This is a genomic window from Candidatus Harpocratesius sp. (assembly GCF_054039255.1).
Window position 1 is genome coordinate 69,456 of sequence record NZ_JBPLBG010000031.1, and the last position, 24,823, is coordinate 94,278.

A 24,823-nucleotide genomic window follows, 5' to 3' on the forward strand; every position below is an offset into this window, starting at 1 on the left:
AAGCATTAATTATAATTTTTTTTCACGATTTTTAAATCTTTAAGAATTCCAGGATTTCTATATAAAAATAGTAAGAAAATTTGTTTCAAAATCTTAAATATTATTTCTCACATCTACAGTATAAAATATTAATATAATTTTATATTTGGATTTGGAGTTAACACTAAAATATCATCTCCGACTCGACCAATAGATCCTCCGTGATGTAAACATATCTGTTTTAATTGATTCATTGTATTTTTAAGAGTAATTAGATCGTTTTGATGATGCTCAAAGAATTTTTTTGTTTGTACAAAGAGAATTCGATTTTTTGCCAAATTATCGCTAATTTGCTTAAGATCTCGTTGATCTTGCAGATCTAATTTGCGAATGTAGACTGGCTTTGAGGATCTTTGATCCACTGATGTTGTTCCCATGATTTCACACACTCCATAGAATGAAAAGACACATTTTCATTCCTTAGTTTATTTTTCATAGATCAAACCCTTTGAACACAGTTATTATGGAGTCAATATGCAGATCATATCTATGGAACATCTTTCCTGAAAACTTATTCGCACTATTCCAATTAATGAAATTAATGAAATGAAAGGGGTGTCCACTTTTATATGATAGAATGCAGAAATGGACATATTTATTGTTAGAAATTAGAGAAATATCTTAATCTATCTTAAGAATTTGAAGTCATCGAGAAAATAGCTTGAGGATTTAAAGATAATGCCAACAATATTGGAAAAAATTCGTGTATTAGGTGAAAATGGAAAATGGGATGTATGTGCCAGTACTGCAGGAAATCGCAGTGAAATTGCCCCGAATTTGTTTTCTAACATTAAATCTTCAAAAAACACATTTGGTTCTACCATTTCTTCAGGGATTTGTCATTCATACACTCCGGATGGCAGGTGTGTTTCTCTATTTAAAGTTCTTTTTACAAATAAATGCATATATAACTGTCAGTATTGCTTCAATAACGTTTGTAAACAGCGAATGGAATTTACTCCTGAAGAATATGCGAAAGTATTTATTAAATTATATACAATGAATGTATTGGAAGGTCTCTTTTTAAGTTCTGGAGTTTATGGTGATGCGGATGAAACAACCAAGAAAATGCTAGAAACAGTAAAACTTTTGCGTTTTAAATATGGATTTCAAGGCTATATTCATTTTAAATGTCTTCCTGGAACGAGTTATTATCTTTTAAAGGAAGCTGTAAAATTGGTTGATAGGATTTCAATTAATGTAGAAGCACCAACTAAAGAACACTTGAATGCGATCGCTAATCAAAAGAATTTTAATAGTGATATCATCCAACGCCAAAAATGGATTAGAAGTATCAGATATAAACATAATGAAGAAGTTATGAAAGAAATCCGCGATTTACAAGAAGATCAAAGAATTAAACTTCCTTCAGCAATTTATAATCCAATAGAGGAATCATTTAGACAAAATTCATTCAATAAAAATCCTACTTCGAATTCAAATAAAGGTTGGATAGATGAACTTGGATTTGAGCGAAAAGCAACAGGTTATAACAAAATTAGATGGGATAACGCCCCCATTCTTAATACAGGTCAAACTACCCAATTTGTTTTAGGTGCCAGTGAAGAATCAGATTGGGATGTGCTAAAGCGTTTGGATTGGGAATATCGTGAGATTAATCTTCGTCGGGGTTATTTTTCAGCATTTTATCCAATAAACGGCACACCTCTTGAACGATTAAGACCAACTCCCTTAGACAGAGAACATCGATTATATCAAACAGACTGGCTTCTTCGTCTTTATGATTTTCGTATACGCGATATAAAGGAGATTCTCACCGACGAAAACAACCTGCCATTGGGTGATCCTAAAATTCATTTAGCTCTAAAATATTTCGGAGAGAAGACCAAGGTGGATCCTAATACCGCTCCAAAGGATGAATTATTAAAAGTTCCAGGTATTGGATTACAATCTGCCAATCGCATTATGCAGATGAGAGCGCACCATCAAACCATTAATACACGCGCTCAATTAAAAGCAATGGGAGTGGTTCTTAAGCGGGCAGAACCCTTTTTAAAGATAAATGGACAAATCCAACGAAGAATAACTGATTATCACCCAGTACTCTCGGTGTAGATTAATTTAATTCTATGTGCGAATAAGTTTTTTTTCCAATTGAAGAGGATAAAGCAATGAGCACCAAAATAAATAAAAAGAATTATTTAAATAGATTAAATACAAACGAATGCACGAAAACAAGATCTGCTTATCAAGGTTATAGGAAAAAAGAGATTCTAAACCATCTTCAGCGTCATGTTAATTATTCATCTTATCTAGAAAAAAAAATTAGAGAAATACCTGAATCCATTTTACAATCTTCAAGTTCACCTTTCGCTAAGCAGATAAATTCGATGATTCGAGAAATATTCAAAGAAATGGATAGACAACGCCAATTTACTCGAACACAACTTTCACCAAGTGGAATTCTTTTTGGTACAATTCAATGTAAACATCATGTGGAAGATCTAATTTTAGAGTACTTTCATATCCGTTTTCCAGATTTTATTATTTGTCTCTTTAATGAATTAAAAAAACGCACTTGGGTTATTCTCGAATCGGCAGAAATTCTGTCATTTTCGGAGAAACTGGAAGTTATTGTAGAAAAATTTTCACATTCCAGAGAAGAAATTGCGTGGAATTTAGATTATTTTGATGAGGGGGAAAAATTAAAGATACCACAGGCAGAAACGCTATTTAACGAATTTTACTCATCACAATTTATAAAAAAAAGAGAAAATAGAGAATATTTTCAGAAAATGATTCCAAAGAAGATCAAAAATCATCCAGGATTACGAGGAAAGATTGAAACAAAATTTCAAAATACTAGCTTGGATGCTTTTTTGAAAAAATCTGTCACTTCTCACTCTACTCATTCTCATATTTAAAAAAAGTCTTGTGGTTATTTGTAATTCCATATTTTAGTGTTTTTATTATATATTTAAGAGAAGCTTTTATAAGAGAGTTGTTTATGATAAAATAGAATGCCATTTACTCCCTTTCATTTTGGACACGCTCTTCCATTCAGTTTTTTAGATTGGAAAAAAAATAGAATTGACTTGCCTTCAGCATTATTAGCGTCGGTAATCATTGATGCAAGAGCAACCTATGTTTATTTATTTCATTTAAATGCACCATTTCACGGAATTCTTCATAATTTTTTTATGGCAACATTATTGGGAATATTAGTTGGGTTATTGATGCAAGTTACACAAATATGGTGGAATCCACTACTTAAGAAGATTGATTTAGAGCAGCACAGTTCTTTAATCGGAAAAGTTGCAATTGCTTTGTTGATGGCATGGATTCACGTTTTTTTGGATGCTACAATATATCCTGAGATGATACCATTATGGCCCTTCCAATCTGGAAATCTTTTTTTTGGGATGCTTAGTTCAAGTCAAGCTTATGCAATTTGTATTTATGGGTTTTTTATCGCTTGCGTGCAGGTAATTGGATATTATTTCTATCGAAGTTTGCGGAAACAACCCCAATCAGATATGGAATTAAAACAACAAGAAGATTATCAGCAAGATTTTCTCTCTTTTAGCGAAACGAATGCATCAAATTAAAATATATTTTGATTAATTTTTTCTGAATTATGTTATTTATGAATAATTATTCATAACTCGATTTACTCTCTGTTAAAATCCCTTACAACCTAAAATTAGGCAAAGAAAGGCATTTCCAATAAATCGTTTTTTACAAATCGAAAAAGTTTTCCATATTGTGAGAACAAAAATTTTTAACCCATATTTCATTAAGTATATATAGAGAATTTAGACATACCTAACAAAGTCTCTTTGTGATCTCACATGATACAATCAAACTTGAATTCACACAAATCAAAAGATTCAACTATCTCTTTGGCAGATGTTTCGCTTCAAACTTGGTGTGTTGTTAAATTCATCAATGCTGGAACTAAAGCAACAAGGCGTTTGACAGGTTTAGGAATCACCCCTGGAATTAAAATTAAAAAGTTAAGTCAAGCTCCTTTTCGTGGTCCAGTTCAAATAGAAGTTCGGAATACGCGCTTAGCAATTGGACAAGGTTTAGCTCGAAAAATCATGGTTGAAATTGAAAAACCAGAAGTTAAATAAAAATTCTCAAATTTCACGAGAATTCGTAAAAAGAACGATTTTGTTCTTTGCTAAAATCATTTATCATTCGCAGTTCAAAGTAATTTGTCTCCTTTCCAGATTGGGAGAAATGTATGAAGTCTATTTAAGAGGTATTTAGGATTAATTTATTGATTTTTTACTCAAATAGATAATATTAAGGGATAATTAATGAAAACTGAAAAACAAGAAATTAAAACAATAAAAATTGCTTTAGCAGGACAACCAAATGTCGGAAAAAGTGTAATTTTCAACTCATTAACAGGATTAAGTCAAGTAATTGGAAATTGGCCCGGAAAGACAGTTGCTAAAGCGGAAGGAACAGCAAGATTTCATAATTATATTTTTAAAATTATTGATCTTCCTGGAATTTACTCTCTTTCGACATATTCTTTGGAAGAAATTGTAAGTAGAGATTATATTCTTAATGAAAAACCTGATTACTTAATCAATGTAATCGATTCCACTCATTTAGAGCGAAATTTATTTTTTACTCTCCAGCTTTCGATGTTAAATGTCCCCATGATAATATCGCTAAATCAAATAGATTTGCTAGAAGAACGCGGTTATAAAATAAATTATTCCAAACTTGAAGAAATATTAAAACATCCCACCATTCCTGCAGTAGCAGTCCACAATAGAGGAGTTCATGAGATCTTAGAAAAAATTATTGAAATTGAAGAACAAAAAAGAAAAAATAATGAAAAAGAAGAAAGTAGAGATAAAAGTATAAAAAATCAGGAAAATATTCAAAAAAAACAAAATCGAGTTAATAAAATTGAAGATTTATTTATCAGAAAGAGTAATAAATATGATATTAAACTTGGAAAAGAAATTGAGGAGCAATTAATCAAGATTATTCAAAGAATTCCCTCCGATCTCAATAAAGGAAATTACCCGCCTAAATTTTTAGCATTAAAATTACTCGAAAATGATGATGAATCCATTCGATATCTACGCGAATTGAATCCTAATTCAAAAAATAAAATAGATCGTTTAATATATTTAGTTGGAGAATTACGACAAAATTTGGAAGAAATTCATGGAGAACAAATTTCTACAATAATTAATGCAGAATTTTATAACATTTCATCTCAAATCGTTGAAAATGTTTTAATAATTGAAAAACGTTCGCGAAAAACTAAATGGAGCCATATTTTTGATCATTTAACATTAGGAAATGTAAGTGGTTATATCATTTTCTTTGGTTTAATGTTGGGGATATACTTTTTGGTTTTCCGATTTGGTGATTGGATAAGTGGTTTAATGGATACACTTTACGAGATCTGGACCCCGAAAGCAGAAAATTGGATGGATCCTTCATCATGGTGGTATAAAATCATTTGGATTGGAATAATGGGCGGTTTATTTGCAGGAATTGGCGGTGTATTACCATATGTTATTCCCTTTTTCTTGATTATTGAAATTTTGCAAGATACTGGATATCTTCCCCGTGCAGCATATCTGATGGACCGATTTATGCACCATATTGGAGTGCATGGAAAAACAATTATCCCAATTCTAATTGGATTTGGATGTAATGTACCTGCCGTATCTGCCGCAATGATCATGGAAACTGAGCGTGAAAAAAAGCGGGCAATCTTAGTTTCTTCTATGATTCCATGTTCAGCAGTAACAACCATTGTTTTAGGACTTGTTGCCAAGTATTTAGGATTTCTTTGGGCAGTAGTTTTATATATTATTAATTTTGGCGTAATTATACTTATAGGTCGAATTCTTACACGATTGGATAAATCACATTCAATGGATTCAGAATTGATAATTGAATTACATGAATTTAGAACTCCAAATTTTCAAGTTATCTTAAAGCAAACTTGGGCACGCAGTAAAGAATTCGTGGTAATGGCGCTACCTTTAATTGTTATTTTGGGGATAATTCTTCAAATACTTATGGAATTTAATCTTACTGCACCAATAAACACAGTTCTATATCCAATTTCGGTTATCATCCTTGGACTTCCTGTTGAAGTCGGAGTTTACTTATTTTATGGAGTTTTACGAAAAGAATTGAATTTGGTTCTTCTCGAAATGTTTGTGGCATCACAAGGATTGACAATGGTCCAATTTATGAATCCACTTCAAATGTTGACATTTACATTGGTAACCATGCTATATATCCCTTGTCTTGCCACAATAATTACTATTAAAAAAGAAACAGGATGGAAATTTGCTCTGCAAGTGATGTTTTTAGAATTAGGAATTGCTCTTATATTCGGAGGGATTATGCATGGAATTGGAACAATAATTGGCATACTGTTCTAAATATCATTATTTTTCATCACATTATATAATTATCTTTTGATTTTTCTATTTCACCAATTTTTCGTTTACTTCAACAAAGAAAGATTGAATTGTGCTCATTATCGCATCCTTTTCTACATCCAACGGCATTGTATGACCAGACCGGTTAAACCAACGAATCTGTATGGGTCCAGATACATTTTTTTCGATGAGATAAGCAACTGATGGAAGAATAGTATCATCCAATTCAGAATGGCACTCTAATAGAGGACATTTAATTTGAGATAAGTTTTTTCTCACTAAATCACCCAAACGTCTTAATTCTCGAGCAGATCTTATACTACGGAAAGAATATCCCTCATTGAAAAAAGAAGTTTCTTCTTCGTCTTTATCAAATATATTAAATCCACCCAGTAGTCGAATAAAAAGCCTACTCTGCCAAACAAGCCTAATGGCTGGTGCAGTAACAGCGCAAGCTTCAACCAACTGTTCTTCGGCCATTAACATAGCAAGAGCGCCCCCCATTGATTGCCCATAAATAAAAACGTGATCATAAGATTTACGAGCCATTTCTATTTCATATTTAACTGCCCTTATCCAATCGGTATATTTTACTTCAGAAAATATTTTTTTTGCGAGATTTAAATCCTTTATACCATGTCCTGGTAATAATGGAACAGAAGCTGCAAACCCTTTGCTATGAACAGTTTTAGCAATTGGAATTGCTTCATAAGGACTAGCTCTCCAACCATGAAGACATATTACTAAAGTATTTCGAAATGATTCAGGAAATAAAAGCGGTTTTGAATATGGAAGTAAAACAGAATCAGGAGGGATAGAATCTGGTTTAAAAGCAGAAAAACCATTTTTCCATTTATTATTTACAAGATCCATAAGTTGCTTATTTTTTAGGCAAATGAACTAAAAAGTGTTTTCTTTCTTTTCTCAAAAGAAGAATGGGCTATTTCATTGATTTTTCCATAAGAGTGAATAATTCTCTTGGAGGAATTTGATAAATAGGCACATCTGAATATTGACTTTGAAGAGATACATTAGTAAAATATGGAAAATTAGAAGAAAATGAAGGGTTTTTGATAAGATTTAATTTTACAATAGAACGGAGCAATTTTTTTTTGACAGAGAAAAGTGTATTTAGAAATTCAATAAACAAAGTGCGATTAATGTAATATTTCGATTCTGGATTGAAATATTCTTTAGGAGAAAGTCGAAGAAGAACTGTAGGAACATCAGGTAATGGATAATAAGCAGATTTGGGTATTTCTTCTATAATTTCAATATTAAAATATAAATTTGACAACACAGAAACTAAAGTATAATGCGATTCTCCAGGTTGAGCACACAAATGTTGCTGAAATTCACGTTGGACGATTAATACATAAAGATCTAAAGGTTTTTCTCTTAGGCATCGCAAAATAAATGGGACGGATATACCAAAGGGCACATTTGAAATCAGCTTATTGACATTAGGGAAAGGAATTGAAAGAAAATCACCTTGAATTAAATTAACTTTTGCTTTTTCTGGAATTGAGCCTAAAAAGGAGATATTTCGCAAATCATGCTTAAAAATAGAAATATCAGGGGTTGTATGAGAGAGACTTGAAAAATGTGAATATAAGTATGAAATACACTTTGGATCTCGATCGATTAAGAAAATAGTTCTTGATTTTTTTAAAAGAAGATCAGAAAATGCACCAAATCCGGGACCAACTTCGAGTACTCGATCTTGGTTTGGGAATAAATTAAGTGCATCAACCGCTCTTTTACATACTTGATAATTTGTGATGAAAATTTGTCCTAACTTTTTTTCTGGGATAAAATTCAGTTTCTGAAAGAGTTTTTTCAAAGATCGGGATGAATATATTGGCATGATTAATAGCTCACTGTTATAATCACTGTTATAATTTAATATTGCAACCTGCTGATTTCAAATTTTCGAACCATTCTATCCAATCATGAGTTAACTCTAATGGATTATTTTGTATCCAGAGGGTTCTTAATTGATTTAAGGCTTTTAATGAAATGGGTAAAAATTTAAGTTGATTATTGGCGAGAGTTAAAAATTTTAAAGAGTGAAGATTACCCATTTGATCCGGTAAAGATTCTAATCGATTAGAAATTAAATTACATTCTTCCAGTAGAGCCAATTGAGTAAAACTTGAAGGTAATTCTGATAGACTATTTTTAAAACAAGAGAATTCAACCAATTTAGAAAGCTCGCCGATAGAATCAGGTAATATATCGAGTTTATTATTACCCAAAGTAAGGTGCTCGAGATTTTTCAGATTTCCGAGCTCTTCTGGAAGGTTTTGAATGTAATTATTAAATAGTATTAACTCAGATAGTGATTTTTTTTCAAAAATCCATGCAGGAATCTGGTCTAATTGAAGATTGTTTAAAGCAATACTGTGAAGTTTAGGTAAATTTTGAATAAGATTGGGAATATTTTTCCATGAATTTCCACCTATTTTCAAAGTTTTGAGGTTTGATAATTCTAAAATACAAGCAGGAAATTCAATAAAGCGATTTTTTGCAAGATTCAAGAATTCAAGATGATGAAGTTGTGAGATATCTTCAGGAATTACTTGAATATAATTATTTGAAATATCCAAATGAGTTAACTGTGAAAAAGACATTATATCTTTCGGGAATAATTTTAAAGATTGATGCTGTAATTCCAAAGCAACAATCTGATTATTGACAATTTTTACTCCAAAATGATGAAAACTAAATCGATCTACCCGGGGAATAGGAGTTCCAATTTCTGATATAATTCGTACCAAAGCTTCTTTTTCAGAATCAATTAAATCTCTAAAATCACTTTTCATTGAAGGTATGTCATCCATAATTTCATTTACATTTAGTCTTGCCAATTATTATTACTTATGCAATGATGGAATTCTTTGTTATGATCTTATTAAACTACGAATCTATACCTAAATTATTTCGAAGTTAAATGAAAAACATTTAAATAGGTAAAGTGTTCGTTTTTAAATAACAGTGTGAGAAGTAATATTTTTAGTAAATTTTCGAATTTTCTAATGAAATTAAATCAGTGATCAAAAAAAAAGTTAGATATTTTACAAAATTTCGACAAAAAATATTGAAAAATAACCTTTAAATCTTGTTTGTCCTTTTTGTTCATATTGGATCGAATGATTTGAATATCATTGAGAAGATCGAGAATTCCGTGGGCTGACTGACAGTGGAAATGGAGTTAAATTTAAATATGAATCTGAATGGGAATGAAATAATCCCGCAAAGCCTTGAACAAATGATTGATGAGGCGATAGAGCAGGATTTTGTAGAAGTTAGGACCATTTCAGATGAAGATCGGAATAACGAAATGTATAAAGCTATGATGTTCTCATTCGATTCCGCCCATGTCGAAGTATTGTATGAAAGAAAAGTGGTTAGTGAAGATAAACTCTCATTAGTTATCCCCCATGAGCAATTTTTATTTGGATTTCGCCCAACTGATGGCCTTTGTATTTTTTCAAATAAAGAATCACATAAAGAAATGTTGTGTGATGGTCCTGTGCGTGAGTTGGCGCGCCAATGTCCACTAACTCAATCTTTACAATATATTTTAGTACCTCTTAACAATTTCCAAGTATGGTCGTATATTCCAGTTTGTTGCTCTAGTGAAGATTCTTGCCCATTGAAAACTCGACCATTCAACTACCGCAGAGACTTATTTAATTAGAATTAAAATCTTTGAAATTAAATTAAATTTTGATATAACTTCAGCATATATTTATTATTAGCAATTCGTTGCTCGTTCTAATTGTGATTTCAACCAATCTGGTGAAATATAATGAATTATCTTATTCCAAGGTCGTTTTCCAAAAGGTAATTTTTGTAAGGTATGAAGATAATCAATTATTTGAGTTTGCCATACATTTTTAGGATCTGTACAATAGCGATACCATTGTTTTGGCTTCATTCCTTGATAATAACATTCTTCTATTAATAATGAAAAATGTTCATCGCCTAAAGCGAGTATCATTTGCAGATAAGCTTCCCAAAGAGGCATAAAATCGATTTCAATCCTGGAATTTTTTTGTAAAGCTTTTTTAATGTGTTTTATTTTCTTCTTTAAATTTTGCATGGATGGATCGAAATACTCTTCAAATGCAACTTCAAATGGGGTGTGGGCTTTAGGAATAAATGGATTAATGCTAAGTTTTATACCTCTTTTCCCAAAATTCATCTTCGCTAATTCTTCAACCAATATAATTAATTCATCAATATCTTCTGTACTTTCGAATGGGAATCCAATAATTAAGTATATTTTAAGAGCATTTATCTTCGCTTCATGTAGATAAATTACTCCTTGAAGAATTTCTTTATTGGTGAGGTGTTTATTCAACTGTTTCCGCAAACGATCCGAACCCGTTTCAGGAGCAATGGTGACTGTTTTTATACCTCCCTTTCTAAGAATTTCTGCCATTTTTGGCGTTAATTTATCCACCCGGATAGAAGGAACATTCAATCGCAACCCTTGTTGAAGAATGAATTCAGCTAATTCAATAAAATTCGGATGATCAGTTACTGATGATCCTATTAATGCAATGCGTTCACAATCTGTGAGTTTTATACCAGATAAAATAATTTCTTTAAGGTTTTCCAAACTTCGATAACGATACGGTTTGACTTGGTTTCCAGTCATACAAAATCGGCAAATATGGGGACAACCACGTGCTACTTCCAAAAAGAAAGAATCACTAAATGCAATATTTGAATTTAAAGAGGGACTTACTGAATCACCTTTAAGTTTAATTTGAGCTAGTGGATGGGGTGTTCGATCTAATTCATGAGCGAGAATATGATTAATGGTTTTGTCAGGATTTTCAAAAAAAGGATCACCTGGCAACCAAAATCCTGCAATATTTGCCAAGTCTTTGAAAAAAGCTTTTTTTATAGCTTGAAAATCCCTTAATTCAGGATTATCATAGTTACTCAACCATGATTCAATAAACTGTGCATTAACAGGTTCGATTTCTCCAATATAAATTGCATCCATAAAATCTAAAATTGGTAGAGGATTTGCCCGAATGATTGCCCCCCCAACAATAATTACAGGATATGAATCTGAAGAAATATTATCTAAACTTTTTTTCTCCCGATCTTTTCTATAGAAAGGGATTCCAGCATTTTCTAAAAACCATAAGATGTGAGGGTAATCTAATTCATAAGAAAATGTGAAAGCAATCAGATCAAATGCTTCTAATGGCATTTTATTTTCTAAAGAAAGCACATTTTGAAATAAATGCCCACGAGGTAATGGTATTTTTGAATCAGGAAGAAAAAAACGTTCACAGATTACCCGTTCATGTGCATTCCAGAGCGAGTATAGTGTTTGGACTGTTAAACCAGCCATAGCAGAATAACGATTGGGATAAACTAACGCAATTTTAAACATGCCTTCTTTCCATGGTTTTATTATGACATTTTTTTCCTGCATGATCCATTCATTCCTTTCACACCACTCTCAATCTCAACAAGAAACGATATATTAACAATATATTTTTAATTCTTGCATAAAATGTACCTAACCTCACGCATATAGATCACTTATCTTTATTTTATCTTTATTTTGAAAAAATTATCAATCAATGATAATTTCACTTTTATCTTGAAATAGCGAATCTTAATAGAAAATTTGGAATTGTTCTAATTTTGGGCTAAAAATTATGTGATTTTTCTAATCTTTTACTAAAATATGAAAATTATTTCAATCTTTAAATATTGAAACACATATAAACAAAAATTGGAAATATTTCTTCAATATTCCAAAAAACGAGAGTTTAAAGCCTATTTATAATTTTATGGAATGAGTATTGGAAGAATAATTTTTAGTTTCTGGTGAAGTTAAGTGAAATTAAAAGTAAATAATTCACTGATCCAGATCATATCCCAGTATTCTCTATGCTTAATATATATTTCAGATAACCATTCTTTGTTGATGTTATGAATCCGATCCGTTTCGACGATGAAGTTGATTACTATCTTACATTATTAGATAAATTTGAAAATAGTGTATGCCAAAAAAAAATAGATCTTGATACATTTTTCGCTAAAGAAATCATTGATATCATGTTAGAATTAAAGCAGGAACGAGAAAATGTTCCTCTAATGCTTAATATCACAAAAAACATGTTGCTAATCCTTTTATCATTCTATCATGAACAGCGAAATTTTAACAAATTTACATCATTTTGCGAATTAGAAGATTGTGACAAAGAACAAATTAGAAATCGATTTTTCCCACTTATCTCAAATTAATTGAATGATTATCTAACATACCTTGATCTTCTTAATTATTTCATGTATTCAATGTACCTTGTTAATGATAATGTTAATGATAACATTAATTAGTGTTAAAATTTAAAAGAAAATTTCACTGGTGCTTTTCTCATCGTCTTCTTCATCACTTTCAACTTCTCCATCGTCATCAAAATATTCACCCTTGTCTTCAGATTTCAACATTTTTTCAATAAAGCAAAATAACTTCTTTCCTTTAAGAATATTAGATAGATTTACAATATTCATCGAATCAATATATGGATTTTTTTTTAGTTCTGTAATAAAATTATCATAATGTTGATCGTTTCTAAAGGTTAAAATACAGTGAATTTGTTCATCATCTCCAACAGCAGCAAATAATACCTCATTATATTGATCACTGACAAATTTCGCAAAACTTTCTAAAAACATTGTATCTAATTTACCAATAACCATTTTTTTCAAACGAATAGAAAGTAATTTATGGATTGTTAAGCCTATCTCAGTTGGATTGACCACAATAGTATAACGCTCTAAGATATTTGACTCACGTAGTTTATGTAAACGATGATATATAGTAGAAGTTTTAACGTTTAAATCGCGAGCAAGATTTTTTAATGATACGCGAGCATTTTCTTCCAAAGCAGCAAGTAATTTAATATCAATTTTATCCAATGATTGTACTCCTCCAAAAAACATTTGTTTAAAGGTAAATTAACAAAACTGTCGAATCTTACTTCCTATTGAGTTCTTCAACCATAGTGATGTTTTGTTAGAGTTTTTTTAACAAACTATATTATAATATTCACAAAATACCTAAATAAATATTGGTTAGCTAACAACAAATTACTCTTTTTTTCATTATAATGAATAATCTCTCTTTTTTTTCAGTTGATATTTATAGGAGTATTATAAGCAAAAGAAATACATAAAAATTAAAAAAGAGATATTTCTGTAAATTAATCTAAACAATTAACTTATTCGCACTGGACGAAAAAGATTTTTTAGAGGCTTTTACCTATAAGTTTAACTCTTTTAACTCAACTCGAATCTTTTTAACTCGATCAGGTGTCAAAGTGTTCATTTTTGCAAAAATAACCAATCCTATAATCATAAAGATCATAGGCAAAACACTCATATGTATTCTAATTCCCCACTTTGCTAATGATGTTTGCTCTACATCTGATTTATTTACAAAACCTGTTGCAGCATGAACTATTGCAAAGCTTAAAGCTTGCATAGCATAAGATAATCTTCCAAAAAATGCTCTGAAACCCATGAAAATACCGTCATTTCGGACTTTAGTTTCTACTACAATCTCATCAATCACATCAGCCATCACAGGAGTAATAAGCATCCAATATCCCCCAAATCCCAATCCGAAGATAGTTATTGTAATTGTATATCCCCAATAGCTGGTTGTAAAAGTCATTCCTATTAATCCAATAATTATAACAACAGCAGCCCACATTAAAGCTTTCTGATTACTATCAAGCCTAACAGCAATGCGTCCCCAAAGTGGAACAGAGATCAGCGCTCCAATCAGCATACCAGCAAAAATCATGGTAGTATCGCTTTTGTCTCCTGGAAGTATATAATCACCTACATAGTCAACTGATGCGCTCATACTCATTGTACAAGCTTGATATAAGAAATAAAATAAGATAAATGCCACAAAATTCTTATGCGTAAAAGCTTCCTTAAGTTGAATGAAAAAAGAATCTTCTTTTTCTTCTTTTGCTTTCTTTTCAACTGCGGCAATGTATCTTTCAATCATATCGGGATCTTCTTGAACACCAGGAAGCATTAAAAAGAAGAAAACAATTCCAATAATCGTGAAAATTATCGCATTTAATTGATAGGTGCTCGCATAATCATAATCAACAATGAACGTCGGCATAAGATTTCCAAGTGCAATACCAATAACTCCAATAACAGTTGCAATCACAGCTGCATTAGCTCGAACTTTCTCTTTTCGAAATTTGTCGGGGAATAATGATTGATAATTTAATTCCCATATGGAAAAGAAGAAATCATGAAGGCAAATTACCACAACTAACCATAGAAAAAGCCATCCTTGATTTGAGCCAGGATTTTCAATAAAAGTTTTTGGAACGATAAAAATAGGCAGTAAAGTAAATACCCAAATTCCACCACCAAGAACGATCCATGGAAAGCGTCTTCCATATTTCTGAGCAAATCGGGTGGGACGGATGGTGAAATAACCAATAATCGGATCATTAATTGCATTCCAAATAGAATAAATGATTATTGCTAATCCTGTTAACCAACCATTTAATCCTAAATTCGTTTCATAGTATTTATAGATCAATACGCTAAAAGCCGCTGAATAAAATTCAACCAAAAATTTACCAGTTCCATATGATGTCATAGTTAAAAAGGAATGTTTTGGCGGTTCTGATAAATTCATATCAGATTTGTTCTCTATTTCAGTCATAATTGCTGTTTTCTCCATTAAAAGAATAATTCAAATTATTAATCAATTCTTAATAAATTCTTATTCAAATCTTAACTACAGAACTTAAAAAATCATCTTATAAAAATTTTCATTAGAAAGCGGAATTAATTTTCTTTTCAATCGCAACTATTATTTAACAATAATAATTTGGATCGTTAACCAATGACTGAACATTTATTACTAAAAAAATTTATTTCATATTATCGTCCGCACCTAAAACTCTTTATTCTTGATATGGTGTGTGCGTTTTTAATTGCTACTTTAGATTTAGTATTTCCTTTAATCAGTGAACGCTTTTTAAAAGATTTCATTGTTAACTCCAATTTACGAATGATTTGGACCTTTGGTGGAATTTTATTAGGTTTATATTTAATTCGAACAATTGCATTTTATATTATGGCTTATTGGGGACATTTAGTAGGTGTTAACATGGAATTTGATATGCGTGCTGATTTATTTCGCCACATTCAGAATTTAGACGCAGAATATTTTGATAACACCAAAACTGGTCAAATTATGGCACGGCTTACAAATGATCTTCGCGATATCACTGAGCTGGCTCATCATGGGCCTGAGGATTTATTTATCTCAATTGTAGAAATTATCGGAACTTTTATTCTACTACTTTTAAGAAGCTGGCTTCTTACGCTTATACTTTTTGTATTTGTGGCAATTTTAATCTGGTTTACAGTTGGAATGCGCACAACCATGTTGAAAGCATTTAGAAATACGCGTCAAGAGCATGCTGAAATTAATTCTGTACTGGAAAATTCGATCTCTGGTATACGTTTATGCAAAAGCTTTGCAGCTGAACCTTATGAATTTGAAAAATTTGAGCATAATAATATTCGATATCGAAAATCTTACTATAAAGCATATCGAGTTATGGCAAATTATGCTTCAGGAAGTAATTTTCTCACAGATATATTAAGTTTGGTTGCGTTAGTAGTAGGAGCCGTTTTTGTAGTTAACGGAATTCAAGGATTATCCAAAGAACAATTGGTAACCTATCTTCTATTTACTGGTATTTTTGTAGTTCCAATTCGTCGATTAGTTTCATTCACACAGATATTTCAATCAGGATTTGCCGGATTTATGCGTTTTGGCGAAGTAATGGATATTAAACCCAAAATAACCGACAGTCATGATGCTAAACCATTAGAAAACATTCATGGTAACATTGAATTTCGTAATGTAACCTTTAAATATAAGGATCAAGCAAAACCAGTTCTTCATAACTTTAATTTATTTATTGAACAAGGAAAGACTGTTGCACTTGTTGGACCCTCAGGAGTAGGAAAGACCACAATCACCCATTTAATTCCCAGATTCTACGAAGTAGATGAAGGTCAAATTTTACTTGATGGAAAAAATATCAAATCCATCGCAATTGACTCCTTGCGTAGCAATATCGGCTTTGTGCAGCAAGATGTTATCGTTTTTTACGGAACAATTCGTGATAATATTATTTACGGAAAACCAGATGCATCTGAAGAAGAAATAATCCAAGCAGCAAAACTTGCAAACATCCATGATTTTATTATGTCTTTACCTGATGGATACGATTCAATGGTTGGAGAACGGGGAGTGAAACTTTCTGGGGGTCAAAAGCAGCGATTGGCGATTGCGCGCGTATTTCTTCGAAATCCGCCCATACTTATTTTAGATGAAGCAACTTCTTCACTTGATACGGTTACTGAACTACTAATTCAAGATGCAATTTTACAACTAGCAAAAGGTCGAACCACAATAATTGTAGCACACCGATTGAGTACCATTAAAAACGCTGATGAGATTTTGGTGCTTACTGATGAAGGTATTGCCGAACGTGGGAATCATGATGAATTACTTAAGCGAAACGGTCTTTATACTAACCTTTATAATGCTCAATTTGAAGGTTATCTACCTGATTTCATCGAAAAATAACCATTTTGTTTTTTTTTCAATTTTTTCGAAGTTTTTCTACCTTTTTCTAATATTTCCAACTTAATCTAACTATTTTCAACTATTTATTCAAAATTTTAATAGATTAGTAATAAAAAAAGAAGAACTCCTAATGCAAAGGAGGCTCGGGAGAAAACTCAAAGTTTACTTCTCTCCGTCGTAGCATTGAATTCCAGGATAATATATTCCATCAAGGTTTTAATATTCTTCAATTTCATGGTAGATGATCTTATCATCAAATTTAACACCTTGTAGACCTTTTTCAATCCGTCCTATCTCCATCCACCAAACATCAAAAGAATCCAACATAGAAGTGAAATCACTCCAAATGCTTGGATCAACTGCAATTAACATGGGACCTGCAATTTCCGCAGATTCCCCTTCAGATAATCCATAACAAAAGAGATCATCCAACTCTAATGCATAAGAAATTGCAGGTAAATGAGTGATGCGTGCCCCCAAGTCAGTATTCAGAAGCATTTCTTCAAGATGACCTTTAAAACCGAAACCGGTAATATCAGTCATGGCATGAATATGAGAGAAAAACTTGCCAGCGTGAATTACCTCAGGAATGGGTTTATTACTAGTCGTCATGATTTTTGTAGCCATAGAAACGGCGCGTTCAATTCGTGTCAAATCAAAATTCTTCAACCATGCAATATCTGAATTTTTAGCACGATCCGCAGCCATTACAGGATGAATTCCCAAGGGTTTGGTTAATAAAAGCCGATCACTTGCTTTAATTCCACGTTTAAAGATTAAATGGGCAGTTTTTTCGATAGCACTTACACTTCCACCTAATAATGGCCATGGATTTTGAATTGTATGACCGCCTGAAATGTCAGCACCTAATGATTTAAGCAGATCTCGAGTTCCTTTGAGCATTTCCTCGGCATAATCTTTGGGAAGATCTGTGGGTAGTCCTAAGAAACAACTGTAGTTGAAGATACGGCGCGCATTTAGTGCATATATATCATTTGTTACATTAACAGCTGCAATTTTTCCCATGATATATGGATCATCATGAATTGGAGTTACAATATCCAGATTTGTTAATAGACTATCTGTCTCAGAAATTGCAGTAATTGCGCAATCTTCCGCATCCGAGTTTAGTCCGACTTGTTTAAGTAAATTGTTAAGATCAAGGGCAGGAAGTTTACAAGATCATCCATGAAGTTGAGTTTTTTCAGTTAATCTGAAGACACAGTTTTTTGAAAGAATATTAAAATCGGATTGTCGTTCAAAATTTATTAAATTCACCTCCACTCCGTAGTACATAGTAATAAGAAGAAATCAATGAAAAAAAACTGTAGTATTATTTAAAATTAATAGATTTCACTTTAATTTATAAGATGATTTCCATTTCTTTTTGCATACTTGATAATTTTCCAAATGGGTTTTGATAATTAATATTTAATAGCCAACGTTTTAATTCATAGCGCTTTTCTCTTTCTTTTTCAATTTTAAATACCCATCTTAAAATTCGAGACGTTTCTGGTTCAAATTCATGAATTATCAATTCAAGTGGATCACTTTGATTTGTCTGCAATTTCAAAAAAGAAGGATGAATAAAGATTAGGCTTAAATCATTCAAAAAGAATTTTGTTGGGTTATGAAGCCTAAGATCAAAAATGATCTTACTTCCAATAATCTCAACTTTTCTATGTAGTTTGATGAAATTTTCACCCAATGGTTTATTTGGCTGAACTAATGCATTATTTCGAATTTCAGCAAAAAGTTTATGTTTTTTTAATAAATTAAAAATGGAAGTTTTCAATTCTTTAACAGGAATTGAATATACTATGGATAGTTGATATAAAGAAAGAGGATTCATATAACTTAAATATTCATTAATTTCAGCGCTGAAGATTTCTTCTTCAATATCAACTTGAAATTTATCCAATATGTCTTTCAATTCGATTTTTATATTATTCCAGTGAAGAATGTAATTTTGCAATTCTTCAGAATTTATTTGAGATAAATCAATAGAATCAATTTTTTGATATATATTATCAATTTCTTTATTATATTCTTCAATTGTGTTAGAAACATTATCTATTGTCATTTTAACCATGTTACGCGCTTCAGAAAATCGGCGTTTCTTAATTTCGAGATATATTGGTTTTATTAATTTATCAAAGCTTTCTTTAATCTCACGCAAACTTTGGATAGCTTGTAAAACAATACGTTGAAGATTACTATTTAGAAAATCAAATGTTATTTTCTTTTTCAAAATATTTTGATCAGTAGCTTTTACTTCAAGAGTTCTTTCTAAATCTTTGAAACGGTAGATTACTGAAGAAAGATATTGTTGAACTTCAATTTTAACATCAACCCATAATAAGGTAACTTCTTTTAATGCCTCTTTAAATTCCATATTTTGCATCCACAATTGCCCAATTTCAAATTCTAGAGTATAAAGTTCTTTTCGTACAAATGAAATTTTCTCTAATAATTGTTCAGAAAGTGTAGATTCAGATATATTTTGATTTTCATGAAGTTTATTTTCAAGATCTTCAATTTCCTTATAATTTTCATTCATTTTGTTAATTCTGTTGGTTAATTTTTGAATTTCGTCTTTCAATTCATCTAAATATTTTTCACGTCCTTCTGAAAGTCTATTAATCATAATATATTTTACATCAGTGATATTTTCTAAGACTTCATCCTTTATTTCTTTAAAATCTTGTACAATCTCCATTGAAAAACGCTTAAATTCAGAATTATTTAGGTATGTCTCCATATCATTTAGTTTTTCGACAATTCGATTACTCTCTTCTTCCATAAACACTTCTGCTTTTTGAAATTGATTTTCTTTTATCATTCTTTCAGATTTTTCGCGCATATTTTGAATATATGTTTGAAAATTTTCAAGATCTTGATAAAATTCTTTTCGTTGTTTCTCAATTTCTTGAACATCTTTATCGATATCTTCAAATAGATTATGAATTTTTTCTAATGAAATATCAATCTCATCAAGCACATCAAGATCTTTTTCTTCTTTTCGGTAATTTTGGAGATTTATAAAAGTCCACACTGCTACAGACGGTAAATGAAGTATATAAGTCAAATCACCAAGAATTCTTATAGTTTGTCTTCGTTGGCGCCAATCTTCTGGATCCAAACCCAAGTACATACGTGCCAATTCTTCTTCAAATACATCTGATTTTTCCATATAAATTTTTATCAAACAATCACTGATAAAATCTCGAAATTTTGAACTGGAGTCAATTAATTGCTGAATTAACTGAGGCAACATCTCATGCATGTTTTGTACAACAATGAATATTGTAGATTCAGTAATTCCTTCTAAAACATCTCTTGATACATCATTTTCTTCAATATACTGCCGGAAAAATTGAAGTAATCCAGGACCCTTTGATTTCCCCACTTTAACAAAAGCATCAATGGTTTTTGTCTGAACCATCATAATTGAATCAGAAAACATATCAATCAAACGGTGGAAGATAATTGTAAAATCACTAAAAAAAAGATCACCTATTTCTCCAACTATCCAAATTCCTTTTTCACGAATTTCCCAATCTGAATCATTTAAGATATTTAATAAAATATCGACCATTTCTTGACCAGACAAGTGATAACCTAATGCTTTTACAGCTTCTGTAGTTAAACCTCTGATTTCTTCATCAGGGTCTCGAATTAATTTTGAGAAACTTGCTTGAAATATTTGAAGAAGCCTTTTTGGAGGATGAGAAGTTGGAACTAAGAATTCAAGCATACCCTCTAAAGCTTTTGCTCTAACTCGCCAAGAAGTATCTTCAAACATCTTTGAATAAGTAATGTAAAGATCTGGATAATAATCAAAGGATTTTTTTAGTACTTCTGCAAGTAGTTTTATTGCTGATTCTCGGACCTTTTTATCTGTATCGAATAATTTTGACTCACATAATTCAATAATTGGATCAAACTTAGCAATATCAGCAATTCTAAAGATTTTTCGAAGAATAAGAAGTGTTTCTTGACGAACCCAATATTCTTTATTATTCAGCAATTCAGGGATATATTTCATGGTCAATTCTATAGTCAATGGCGATTTATCACAAAGAGAATCATAAACTTCCAAACAATAAGCAAGATGGTCTTCATCTTCTGATTGTAGAGTATTAAGAAGAAAAGAATTAGTTCGTTCTATCGCAATTTCATACTGGCGATTCTTAATTGCTTGTTGAATAAATTCAATAAGATTATTTGTATTATTCAAAATTTCGGGGTTCATCTTGGTACTCCAATCAAGAGTTTCCTTTGTATTATCCTACAATTCAAATAAAAAGATGCTTTCTTATATTTTTTTATTTTTCTGCTAAAATATTTAGAAATTCTTCTTTAGATCCTAAACGCGAAAAACTCATAAATTATGGGTTATTTTGAATTATTGATGGCGAAGAAGAAAAAAAAAGCCGTAGTGGATCATGATGATATATCAGTGGAAGATTTAGGAATTAAAAAAGAAAAAAAAGTAACTAAAAAATCCACAAAAAAAGCAACCTCAAAGAAGAAAAGTTCGAAAAAAGCTACAGCAAAGAAAACTACATCAAAAAAATCCAACGCAAAAAAGACTTCTGTAAAAAAGTCCACTTCGAAAACAAAAAGAGCAACCTCGAAAAAAACCTCAACAACAAAGAAATCAACTCGTAAAAAAACTGCAAAAAAAAGTACTAAGAAGCAAGAATTCATTCAAAGTTCATGCAATGTAGGTTTAGTTGGACATGTAGACCACGGAAAAACGACACTCGTAAAATCTCTTTCTGGAACCTGGACTGAACGCTATAGTGATGAACAAAATCGTGGAATTACAATTAAACTTGGTTATGCAGAAACTGTTATTTTAGAATGTCCTAATTGTCACTTATTAATATCTGAGAATTTAGCTAATAAAGCCAGAAAAAGTAAGAAAGATCCCAAAGGAATGTGTCCAAATTGTCAAATTCCTTTAGAATTTAGAAGAAGGTTGAGTTTTGTTGATGCTCCAGGTCATGAAATTCTTATGGCAACTATGCTTTCAGGTGCATCATTAATGGATGGTGCCATTCTTTTAGTTGCTGCAAATGAAGATTGCCCCCAACCTCAAACACGTGAACACTTAGCAGCTTTAGAAATTGCAAAAATTGAAAATATTATCATTGTTCAAAATAAAATTGATTCAGTAGGTAGAGAACGCACTTTAGAACACTATCGACAAATTAAAGCATTTGTTAAAGGAACAATTGCAGAAAATGCACCAATTATTCCTGTTTCAGCAATATTTGATGCAAATGTGGATAAAGTAGTTGAAGCTATTGAAAAATATATTCCTTCTCCAGATTTAGATGATGAGTCAGATTTTCTCTTCAATGTAGCTCGATCTTTTGATGTAAATAGACCTGGAACAAAAATTGATGAATTGAAAGGTGGAGTTATTGGTGGGAGTATTATATCTGGAGTAGTTCATGTTGGAGATGAAATCGAAATTCGCCCAGGAATAAAAGATCCAGAAACAGGAAAATATCTTCCAGTAATTACTCAAGTAGCATCAATTTATGAGAGTTCTCATTCATTAGAGAGTGCGCGACCAGGTGGCTTAATTGCTTTTGGAACACTTCTTGATCCTGCAACTACACGGACAGACCAGCTTATTGGAAGTGTAGTAGGCACAGTTGGAACTTTACCAGAAATAAAAACTACAATTCAAATTGAAACTCATTTGCTAGATACAGTATTAGGTGCGGAAGAAGAAATAAAAGTGCAACCTATTAAAAATAATGAATTATTAATGATTGTTGTAGGCACTTCTCTGTCAGCAGGTGTTGTTACAAAAATTGGCAAGAAAAATGTTGTTACATTAAAATTGAAAAGGCCACTATGCGCAATGGAAGGATCAATAACTGCCATTAGCAGACGGATAAATAATAGATTCCGGTTAATTGGATACGGTTATTTAATGGAATAATTAAATAATTAAGCAAAAAAAATAAGAACAACATTAAAGAGAATTTAATTACAAATAAAATGAAGCGCCAGGATCATCATCAGAATCTTCATCTTCTTCATCTTTCTTTTTCTTTTTCTTAAAGAGTTGGTCCATGATATTTTGAGACAACTCATTTAAAGTATCTGGATCTAAATCGAAGCCCATATCTTTTAAGTCTTTCATCTTCCCAAATGGGACGATTTTTACATCAAATTTTGTATTTTTAAGCTGTTGGGCTTTAAGTCTACGTTCTTTCTCGCGATGTGCCAAATTTCTCTTTATTTCTTTAGCATGTTTTTTATAAAGAAGATCAATTATAGTCTGAATTAGTTGTTTTTCTAATTCTTCTGCTTCTAACAGCAATAATTCATCTGAATCATATTTTTGTTCAAGAATTTGGATGGCTTCATCAATTGTAGCATGATTTGGAGTTATTGTCGTGTTTCTCCGAACTTTATCAGATACAATTGCCCAGTTAATTATCGCCCAAATGGGCGATCGGGAATTATCATTCATAATTTTCGCTAAGTACTAGATCGAATTTTGCTTTTAAAAGTTAAGCATTTAGAATAATTCTACTTTTTTGAAAAAATTGTCTTCATTAAAAAGTTAAGCGGTATTTAATATTGTAAAAAGTAATCTTATTCTTTCAAGTGGATTATCATGGCAATACTTAAGCACCCAGGGGAGATTTCCCCTAATTTATATATGATTGACACAATGCAGTTTAATGTTTCTCATATAACAACTGTTTTCTGCTACTACGATGGAAAAAATGCATTACTGATGGATATTGGAACAACTGATAATGTTCAAAATGTATTGAGAAATCTGAAAAAATTTAAAATTCCCATTGAACATTTGAGAGGAATTACATTAACCCACTATCATTTTGATCATGCTGGTGGTGCTACAAAATTATGGAATAAATTACATAAGAAAAATCTTGATTTTAAGATATATACCACAAAGATTACAAAAGAAAAACTCCAAAATGCAAATTCTCATGTAACGGGCGCTACAACAACTTTCGGTGAATTTGTTGGAACTATGAAGCCAATCCCAGAAAAATTTGAAGAAGAAGCCTTTATAATTGTAGATCAAAATAGTAGAGAAAAAAATAGTGATAATAAAATTCCAATTGAATTTGAATCAAATGTAGAAATCAAACTTCTCCCTTCTCCAGGACACAGTCCAGATCACGTGTGTCCTGCAGTATTCACAAACTCTTCCAAATCTCCCGATTTTCTTTTTGGAGGAGAAGCTGTTGGTACATTTTACAATGAATCTCAGTTAATATCTGCAGCAACATCCATGCCTCCAAATTTTCAGTATGAAATTTATATGGAATCGCTTAAAAATATTGCAAAAATTAACCCAGAAATACTAGGAGTATGCCATTATGGTGCAATAAGTGGAAAATCCGATGTACACTATTATTTAAATGATCAAATCAAATATATGGAAGATTTAAGAAGAGCAATAATAAGTCATTATGCTGAGAATCCAAGTGTGCGTTATGTTATTGAACAATTGAAAAAAGATGAACTTCATTTAAAAAATAGGATAGGAAACCGCTTTACTGATGATCCAGTTAGTAAAAGATTTCTCAACAACCTTCAATTGGCTCTAACTTATGGTATAATGATTGATCTTGGATATAGAAATTCAAAATATGAAAAAAGAAGCGTTTAGACGTAGAACAAGAAT

Annotated in this window: 19 protein-coding genes and 1 pseudogene; 10 read left to right on the forward strand and 10 right to left on the reverse strand. The window is 31.2% G+C overall.

Translation table 11 applies throughout. The annotated features are described in order from the left end of the window. Positions 1-128 precede the first annotated feature (128 nt). Positions 129-416 (reverse strand): hypothetical protein, encoded by a 288-nt coding sequence (locus ACXLDF_RS06370; protein WP_457557664.1) that lies wholly within the window; start codon positions 414-416, stop codon positions 129-131. Between the two features lie 301 nt (positions 417-717). Between ACXLDF_RS06370 and ACXLDF_RS06375 the strand changes: the two genes are divergently transcribed. From ACXLDF_RS06375 to feoB, 5 genes are all read left to right on the forward strand, one after another. Next, complete coding sequence (locus ACXLDF_RS06375) at positions 718-2,115, forward strand: putative DNA modification/repair radical SAM protein (RefSeq protein WP_457557665.1); 1,398 nt, start codon at positions 718-720, stop codon at positions 2,113-2,115. Between the two features lie 56 nt (positions 2,116-2,171). Then, entirely contained in the window at positions 2,172-2,924 is a 753-nt protein-coding gene (locus ACXLDF_RS06380) for a DUF4130 domain-containing protein (RefSeq protein ID WP_457557666.1), read from the forward strand. 96 nt (positions 2,925-3,020) lie between these two features. Then, positions 3,021-3,608, forward strand: coding sequence for a hypothetical protein (locus ACXLDF_RS06385; RefSeq protein ID WP_457557667.1), 588 nt, complete (start codon positions 3,021-3,023; stop codon positions 3,606-3,608). A gap of 243 nt (positions 3,609-3,851) precedes the next feature. Beyond that, positions 3,852-4,136, forward strand: a complete 285-nt coding sequence (locus tag ACXLDF_RS06390; RefSeq protein WP_457557668.1) for a FeoA family protein — start codon at positions 3,852-3,854, stop codon at positions 4,134-4,136. A gap of 189 nt (positions 4,137-4,325) precedes the next feature. Further along, a complete protein-coding gene (feoB, locus tag ACXLDF_RS06395; RefSeq protein ID WP_457557669.1) occupies positions 4,326-6,437 on the forward strand; it encodes a ferrous iron transport protein B in 2,112 nt (703 codons plus the stop codon). A 45-nt stretch (positions 6,438-6,482) separates the two neighbouring features. Here feoB and ACXLDF_RS06400 read toward each other — a convergent pair whose 3' ends face one another. From ACXLDF_RS06400 to ACXLDF_RS06410, 3 genes are all read right to left on the reverse strand, one after another. Next, the gene (locus ACXLDF_RS06400) at positions 6,483-7,310 is read right to left on the reverse strand and encodes an alpha/beta hydrolase (protein WP_457557670.1); all 828 of its coding nucleotides are present in this window, start codon (positions 7,308-7,310) and stop codon (positions 6,483-6,485) included. 67 nt (positions 7,311-7,377) lie between these two features. Next, a complete protein-coding gene (locus ACXLDF_RS06405) occupies positions 7,378-8,304 on the reverse strand; it encodes an rRNA adenine N-6-methyltransferase family protein (RefSeq protein WP_457557671.1) in 927 nt (308 codons plus the stop codon). A 28-nt stretch (positions 8,305-8,332) separates the two neighbouring features. Continuing rightward, the gene (locus ACXLDF_RS06410) at positions 8,333-9,307 is read right to left on the reverse strand and encodes a leucine-rich repeat domain-containing protein (protein ID WP_457557672.1); all 975 of its coding nucleotides are present in this window, start codon (positions 9,305-9,307) and stop codon (positions 8,333-8,335) included. 356 nt (positions 9,308-9,663) lie between these two features. On the opposite strand from ACXLDF_RS06410, the gene ACXLDF_RS06415 reads away from it, so the two are divergent. Then, the gene (locus ACXLDF_RS06415) at positions 9,664-10,140 is read left to right on the forward strand and encodes a hypothetical protein (protein WP_457557673.1); all 477 of its coding nucleotides are present in this window, start codon (positions 9,664-9,666) and stop codon (positions 10,138-10,140) included. A gap of 57 nt (positions 10,141-10,197) precedes the next feature. Here ACXLDF_RS06415 and ACXLDF_RS06420 read toward each other — a convergent pair whose 3' ends face one another. Beyond that, the gene (locus ACXLDF_RS06420; protein ID WP_457557674.1) at positions 10,198-11,901 is read right to left on the reverse strand and encodes a radical SAM protein; all 1,704 of its coding nucleotides are present in this window, start codon (positions 11,899-11,901) and stop codon (positions 10,198-10,200) included. A 506-nt stretch (positions 11,902-12,407) separates the two neighbouring features. Here ACXLDF_RS06420 and ACXLDF_RS06425 point away from each other — a divergent pair. Continuing rightward, positions 12,408-12,722, forward strand: a complete 315-nt coding sequence (locus ACXLDF_RS06425) for a hypothetical protein (RefSeq protein WP_457557675.1) — start codon at positions 12,408-12,410, stop codon at positions 12,720-12,722. Between the two features lie 102 nt (positions 12,723-12,824). Here the strand turns inward: ACXLDF_RS06425 and ACXLDF_RS06430 are convergent, their stop codons facing one another. Together ACXLDF_RS06430 and ACXLDF_RS06435 are read right to left on the reverse strand one after the other, a co-directional pair. After that, positions 12,825-13,397 (reverse strand): Lrp/AsnC family transcriptional regulator, encoded by a 573-nt coding sequence (locus tag ACXLDF_RS06430; RefSeq protein ID WP_457557676.1) that lies wholly within the window; start codon positions 13,395-13,397, stop codon positions 12,825-12,827. Positions 13,398-13,740: 343 nt separating this feature from the next. Then, a complete protein-coding gene (locus tag ACXLDF_RS06435) occupies positions 13,741-15,180 on the reverse strand; it encodes an MFS transporter (protein ID WP_457557677.1) in 1,440 nt (479 codons plus the stop codon). Between the two features lie 183 nt (positions 15,181-15,363). Between ACXLDF_RS06435 and ACXLDF_RS06440 the strand changes: the two genes are divergently transcribed. After that, the gene (locus ACXLDF_RS06440) at positions 15,364-17,127 is read left to right on the forward strand and encodes an ABC transporter ATP-binding protein (protein ID WP_457557678.1); all 1,764 of its coding nucleotides are present in this window, start codon (positions 15,364-15,366) and stop codon (positions 17,125-17,127) included. A gap of 216 nt (positions 17,128-17,343) precedes the next feature. Here the strand turns inward: ACXLDF_RS06440 and selD are convergent. Both selD and ACXLDF_RS06450 read right to left on the reverse strand, forming a co-directional pair. After that, a pseudogene (selD, locus tag ACXLDF_RS06445) lies at positions 17,344-18,294 on the reverse strand (selenide, water dikinase SelD); the annotation flags it as partial. Between the two features lie 196 nt (positions 18,295-18,490). Continuing rightward, the gene (locus ACXLDF_RS06450; RefSeq protein ID WP_457557679.1) at positions 18,491-21,382 is read right to left on the reverse strand and encodes a HEAT repeat domain-containing protein; all 2,892 of its coding nucleotides are present in this window, start codon (positions 21,380-21,382) and stop codon (positions 18,491-18,493) included. 159 nt (positions 21,383-21,541) lie between these two features. Here ACXLDF_RS06450 and ACXLDF_RS06455 point away from each other — a divergent pair, with 159 nt between their 5' ends. After that, entirely contained in the window at positions 21,542-23,092 is a 1,551-nt protein-coding gene (locus tag ACXLDF_RS06455; protein ID WP_457557680.1) for a translation initiation factor IF-2 subunit gamma, read from the forward strand. Positions 23,093-23,140: 48 nt separating this feature from the next. Here ACXLDF_RS06455 and ACXLDF_RS06460 read toward each other — a convergent pair whose 3' ends face one another. Beyond that, the gene (locus ACXLDF_RS06460) at positions 23,141-23,629 is read right to left on the reverse strand and encodes a hypothetical protein (RefSeq protein ID WP_457557681.1); all 489 of its coding nucleotides are present in this window, start codon (positions 23,627-23,629) and stop codon (positions 23,141-23,143) included. Positions 23,630-23,776: 147 nt separating this feature from the next. Here ACXLDF_RS06460 and ACXLDF_RS06465 point away from each other — a divergent pair, with 147 nt between their 5' ends. Continuing rightward, a complete protein-coding gene (locus ACXLDF_RS06465) occupies positions 23,777-24,808 on the forward strand; it encodes an MBL fold metallo-hydrolase (protein ID WP_457557682.1) in 1,032 nt (343 codons plus the stop codon). Positions 24,809-24,823 lie beyond the last annotated feature (15 nt).

Bases quoted from the DNA above. Each gene is read 5' to 3' on its own strand.
- ACXLDF_RS06450 (WP_457557679.1), bottom strand. From the start codon at position 21,382: ATGAACCCCGAAATTTTGAATAATACAAATAATCTTATTGAATTTATT.
- feoB (WP_457557669.1), top strand. From the start codon at position 4,326: ATGAAAACTGAAAAACAAGAAATTAAAACAATAAAAATTGCTTTAGCA.
- ACXLDF_RS06400 (WP_457557670.1), bottom strand. From the start codon at position 7,310: ATGGATCTTGTAAATAATAAATGGAAAAATGGTTTTTCTGCTTTTAAA.
- ACXLDF_RS06420 (WP_457557674.1), bottom strand. From the start codon at position 11,901: ATGCAGGAAAAAAATGTCATAATAAAACCATGGAAAGAAGGCATGTTT.
- ACXLDF_RS06440 (WP_457557678.1), top strand. From the start codon at position 15,364: ATGACTGAACATTTATTACTAAAAAAATTTATTTCATATTATCGTCCG.
- ACXLDF_RS06385 (WP_457557667.1), top strand. From the start codon at position 3,021: ATGCCATTTACTCCCTTTCATTTTGGACACGCTCTTCCATTCAGTTTT.
- ACXLDF_RS06460 (WP_457557681.1), bottom strand. From the start codon at position 23,629: ATGAATGATAATTCCCGATCGCCCATTTGGGCGATAATTAACTGGGCA.
- ACXLDF_RS06415 (WP_457557673.1), top strand. From the start codon at position 9,664: ATGAATCTGAATGGGAATGAAATAATCCCGCAAAGCCTTGAACAAATG.
- ACXLDF_RS06375 (WP_457557665.1), top strand. From the start codon at position 718: ATGCCAACAATATTGGAAAAAATTCGTGTATTAGGTGAAAATGGAAAA.
- ACXLDF_RS06390 (WP_457557668.1), top strand. From the start codon at position 3,852: ATGATACAATCAAACTTGAATTCACACAAATCAAAAGATTCAACTATC.
- ACXLDF_RS06425 (WP_457557675.1), top strand. From the start codon at position 12,408: ATGAATCCGATCCGTTTCGACGATGAAGTTGATTACTATCTTACATTA.
- ACXLDF_RS06435 (WP_457557677.1), bottom strand. From the start codon at position 15,180: ATGACTGAAATAGAGAACAAATCTGATATGAATTTATCAGAACCGCCA.
- ACXLDF_RS06465 (WP_457557682.1), top strand. From the start codon at position 23,777: ATGGCAATACTTAAGCACCCAGGGGAGATTTCCCCTAATTTATATATG.
- ACXLDF_RS06455 (WP_457557680.1), top strand. From the start codon at position 21,542: ATGGCGAAGAAGAAAAAAAAAGCCGTAGTGGATCATGATGATATATCA.
- ACXLDF_RS06405 (WP_457557671.1), bottom strand. From the start codon at position 8,304: ATGCCAATATATTCATCCCGATCTTTGAAAAAACTCTTTCAGAAACTG.
- ACXLDF_RS06380 (WP_457557666.1), top strand. From the start codon at position 2,172: ATGAGCACCAAAATAAATAAAAAGAATTATTTAAATAGATTAAATACA.
- ACXLDF_RS06370 (WP_457557664.1), bottom strand. From the start codon at position 416: ATGGGAACAACATCAGTGGATCAAAGATCCTCAAAGCCAGTCTACATT.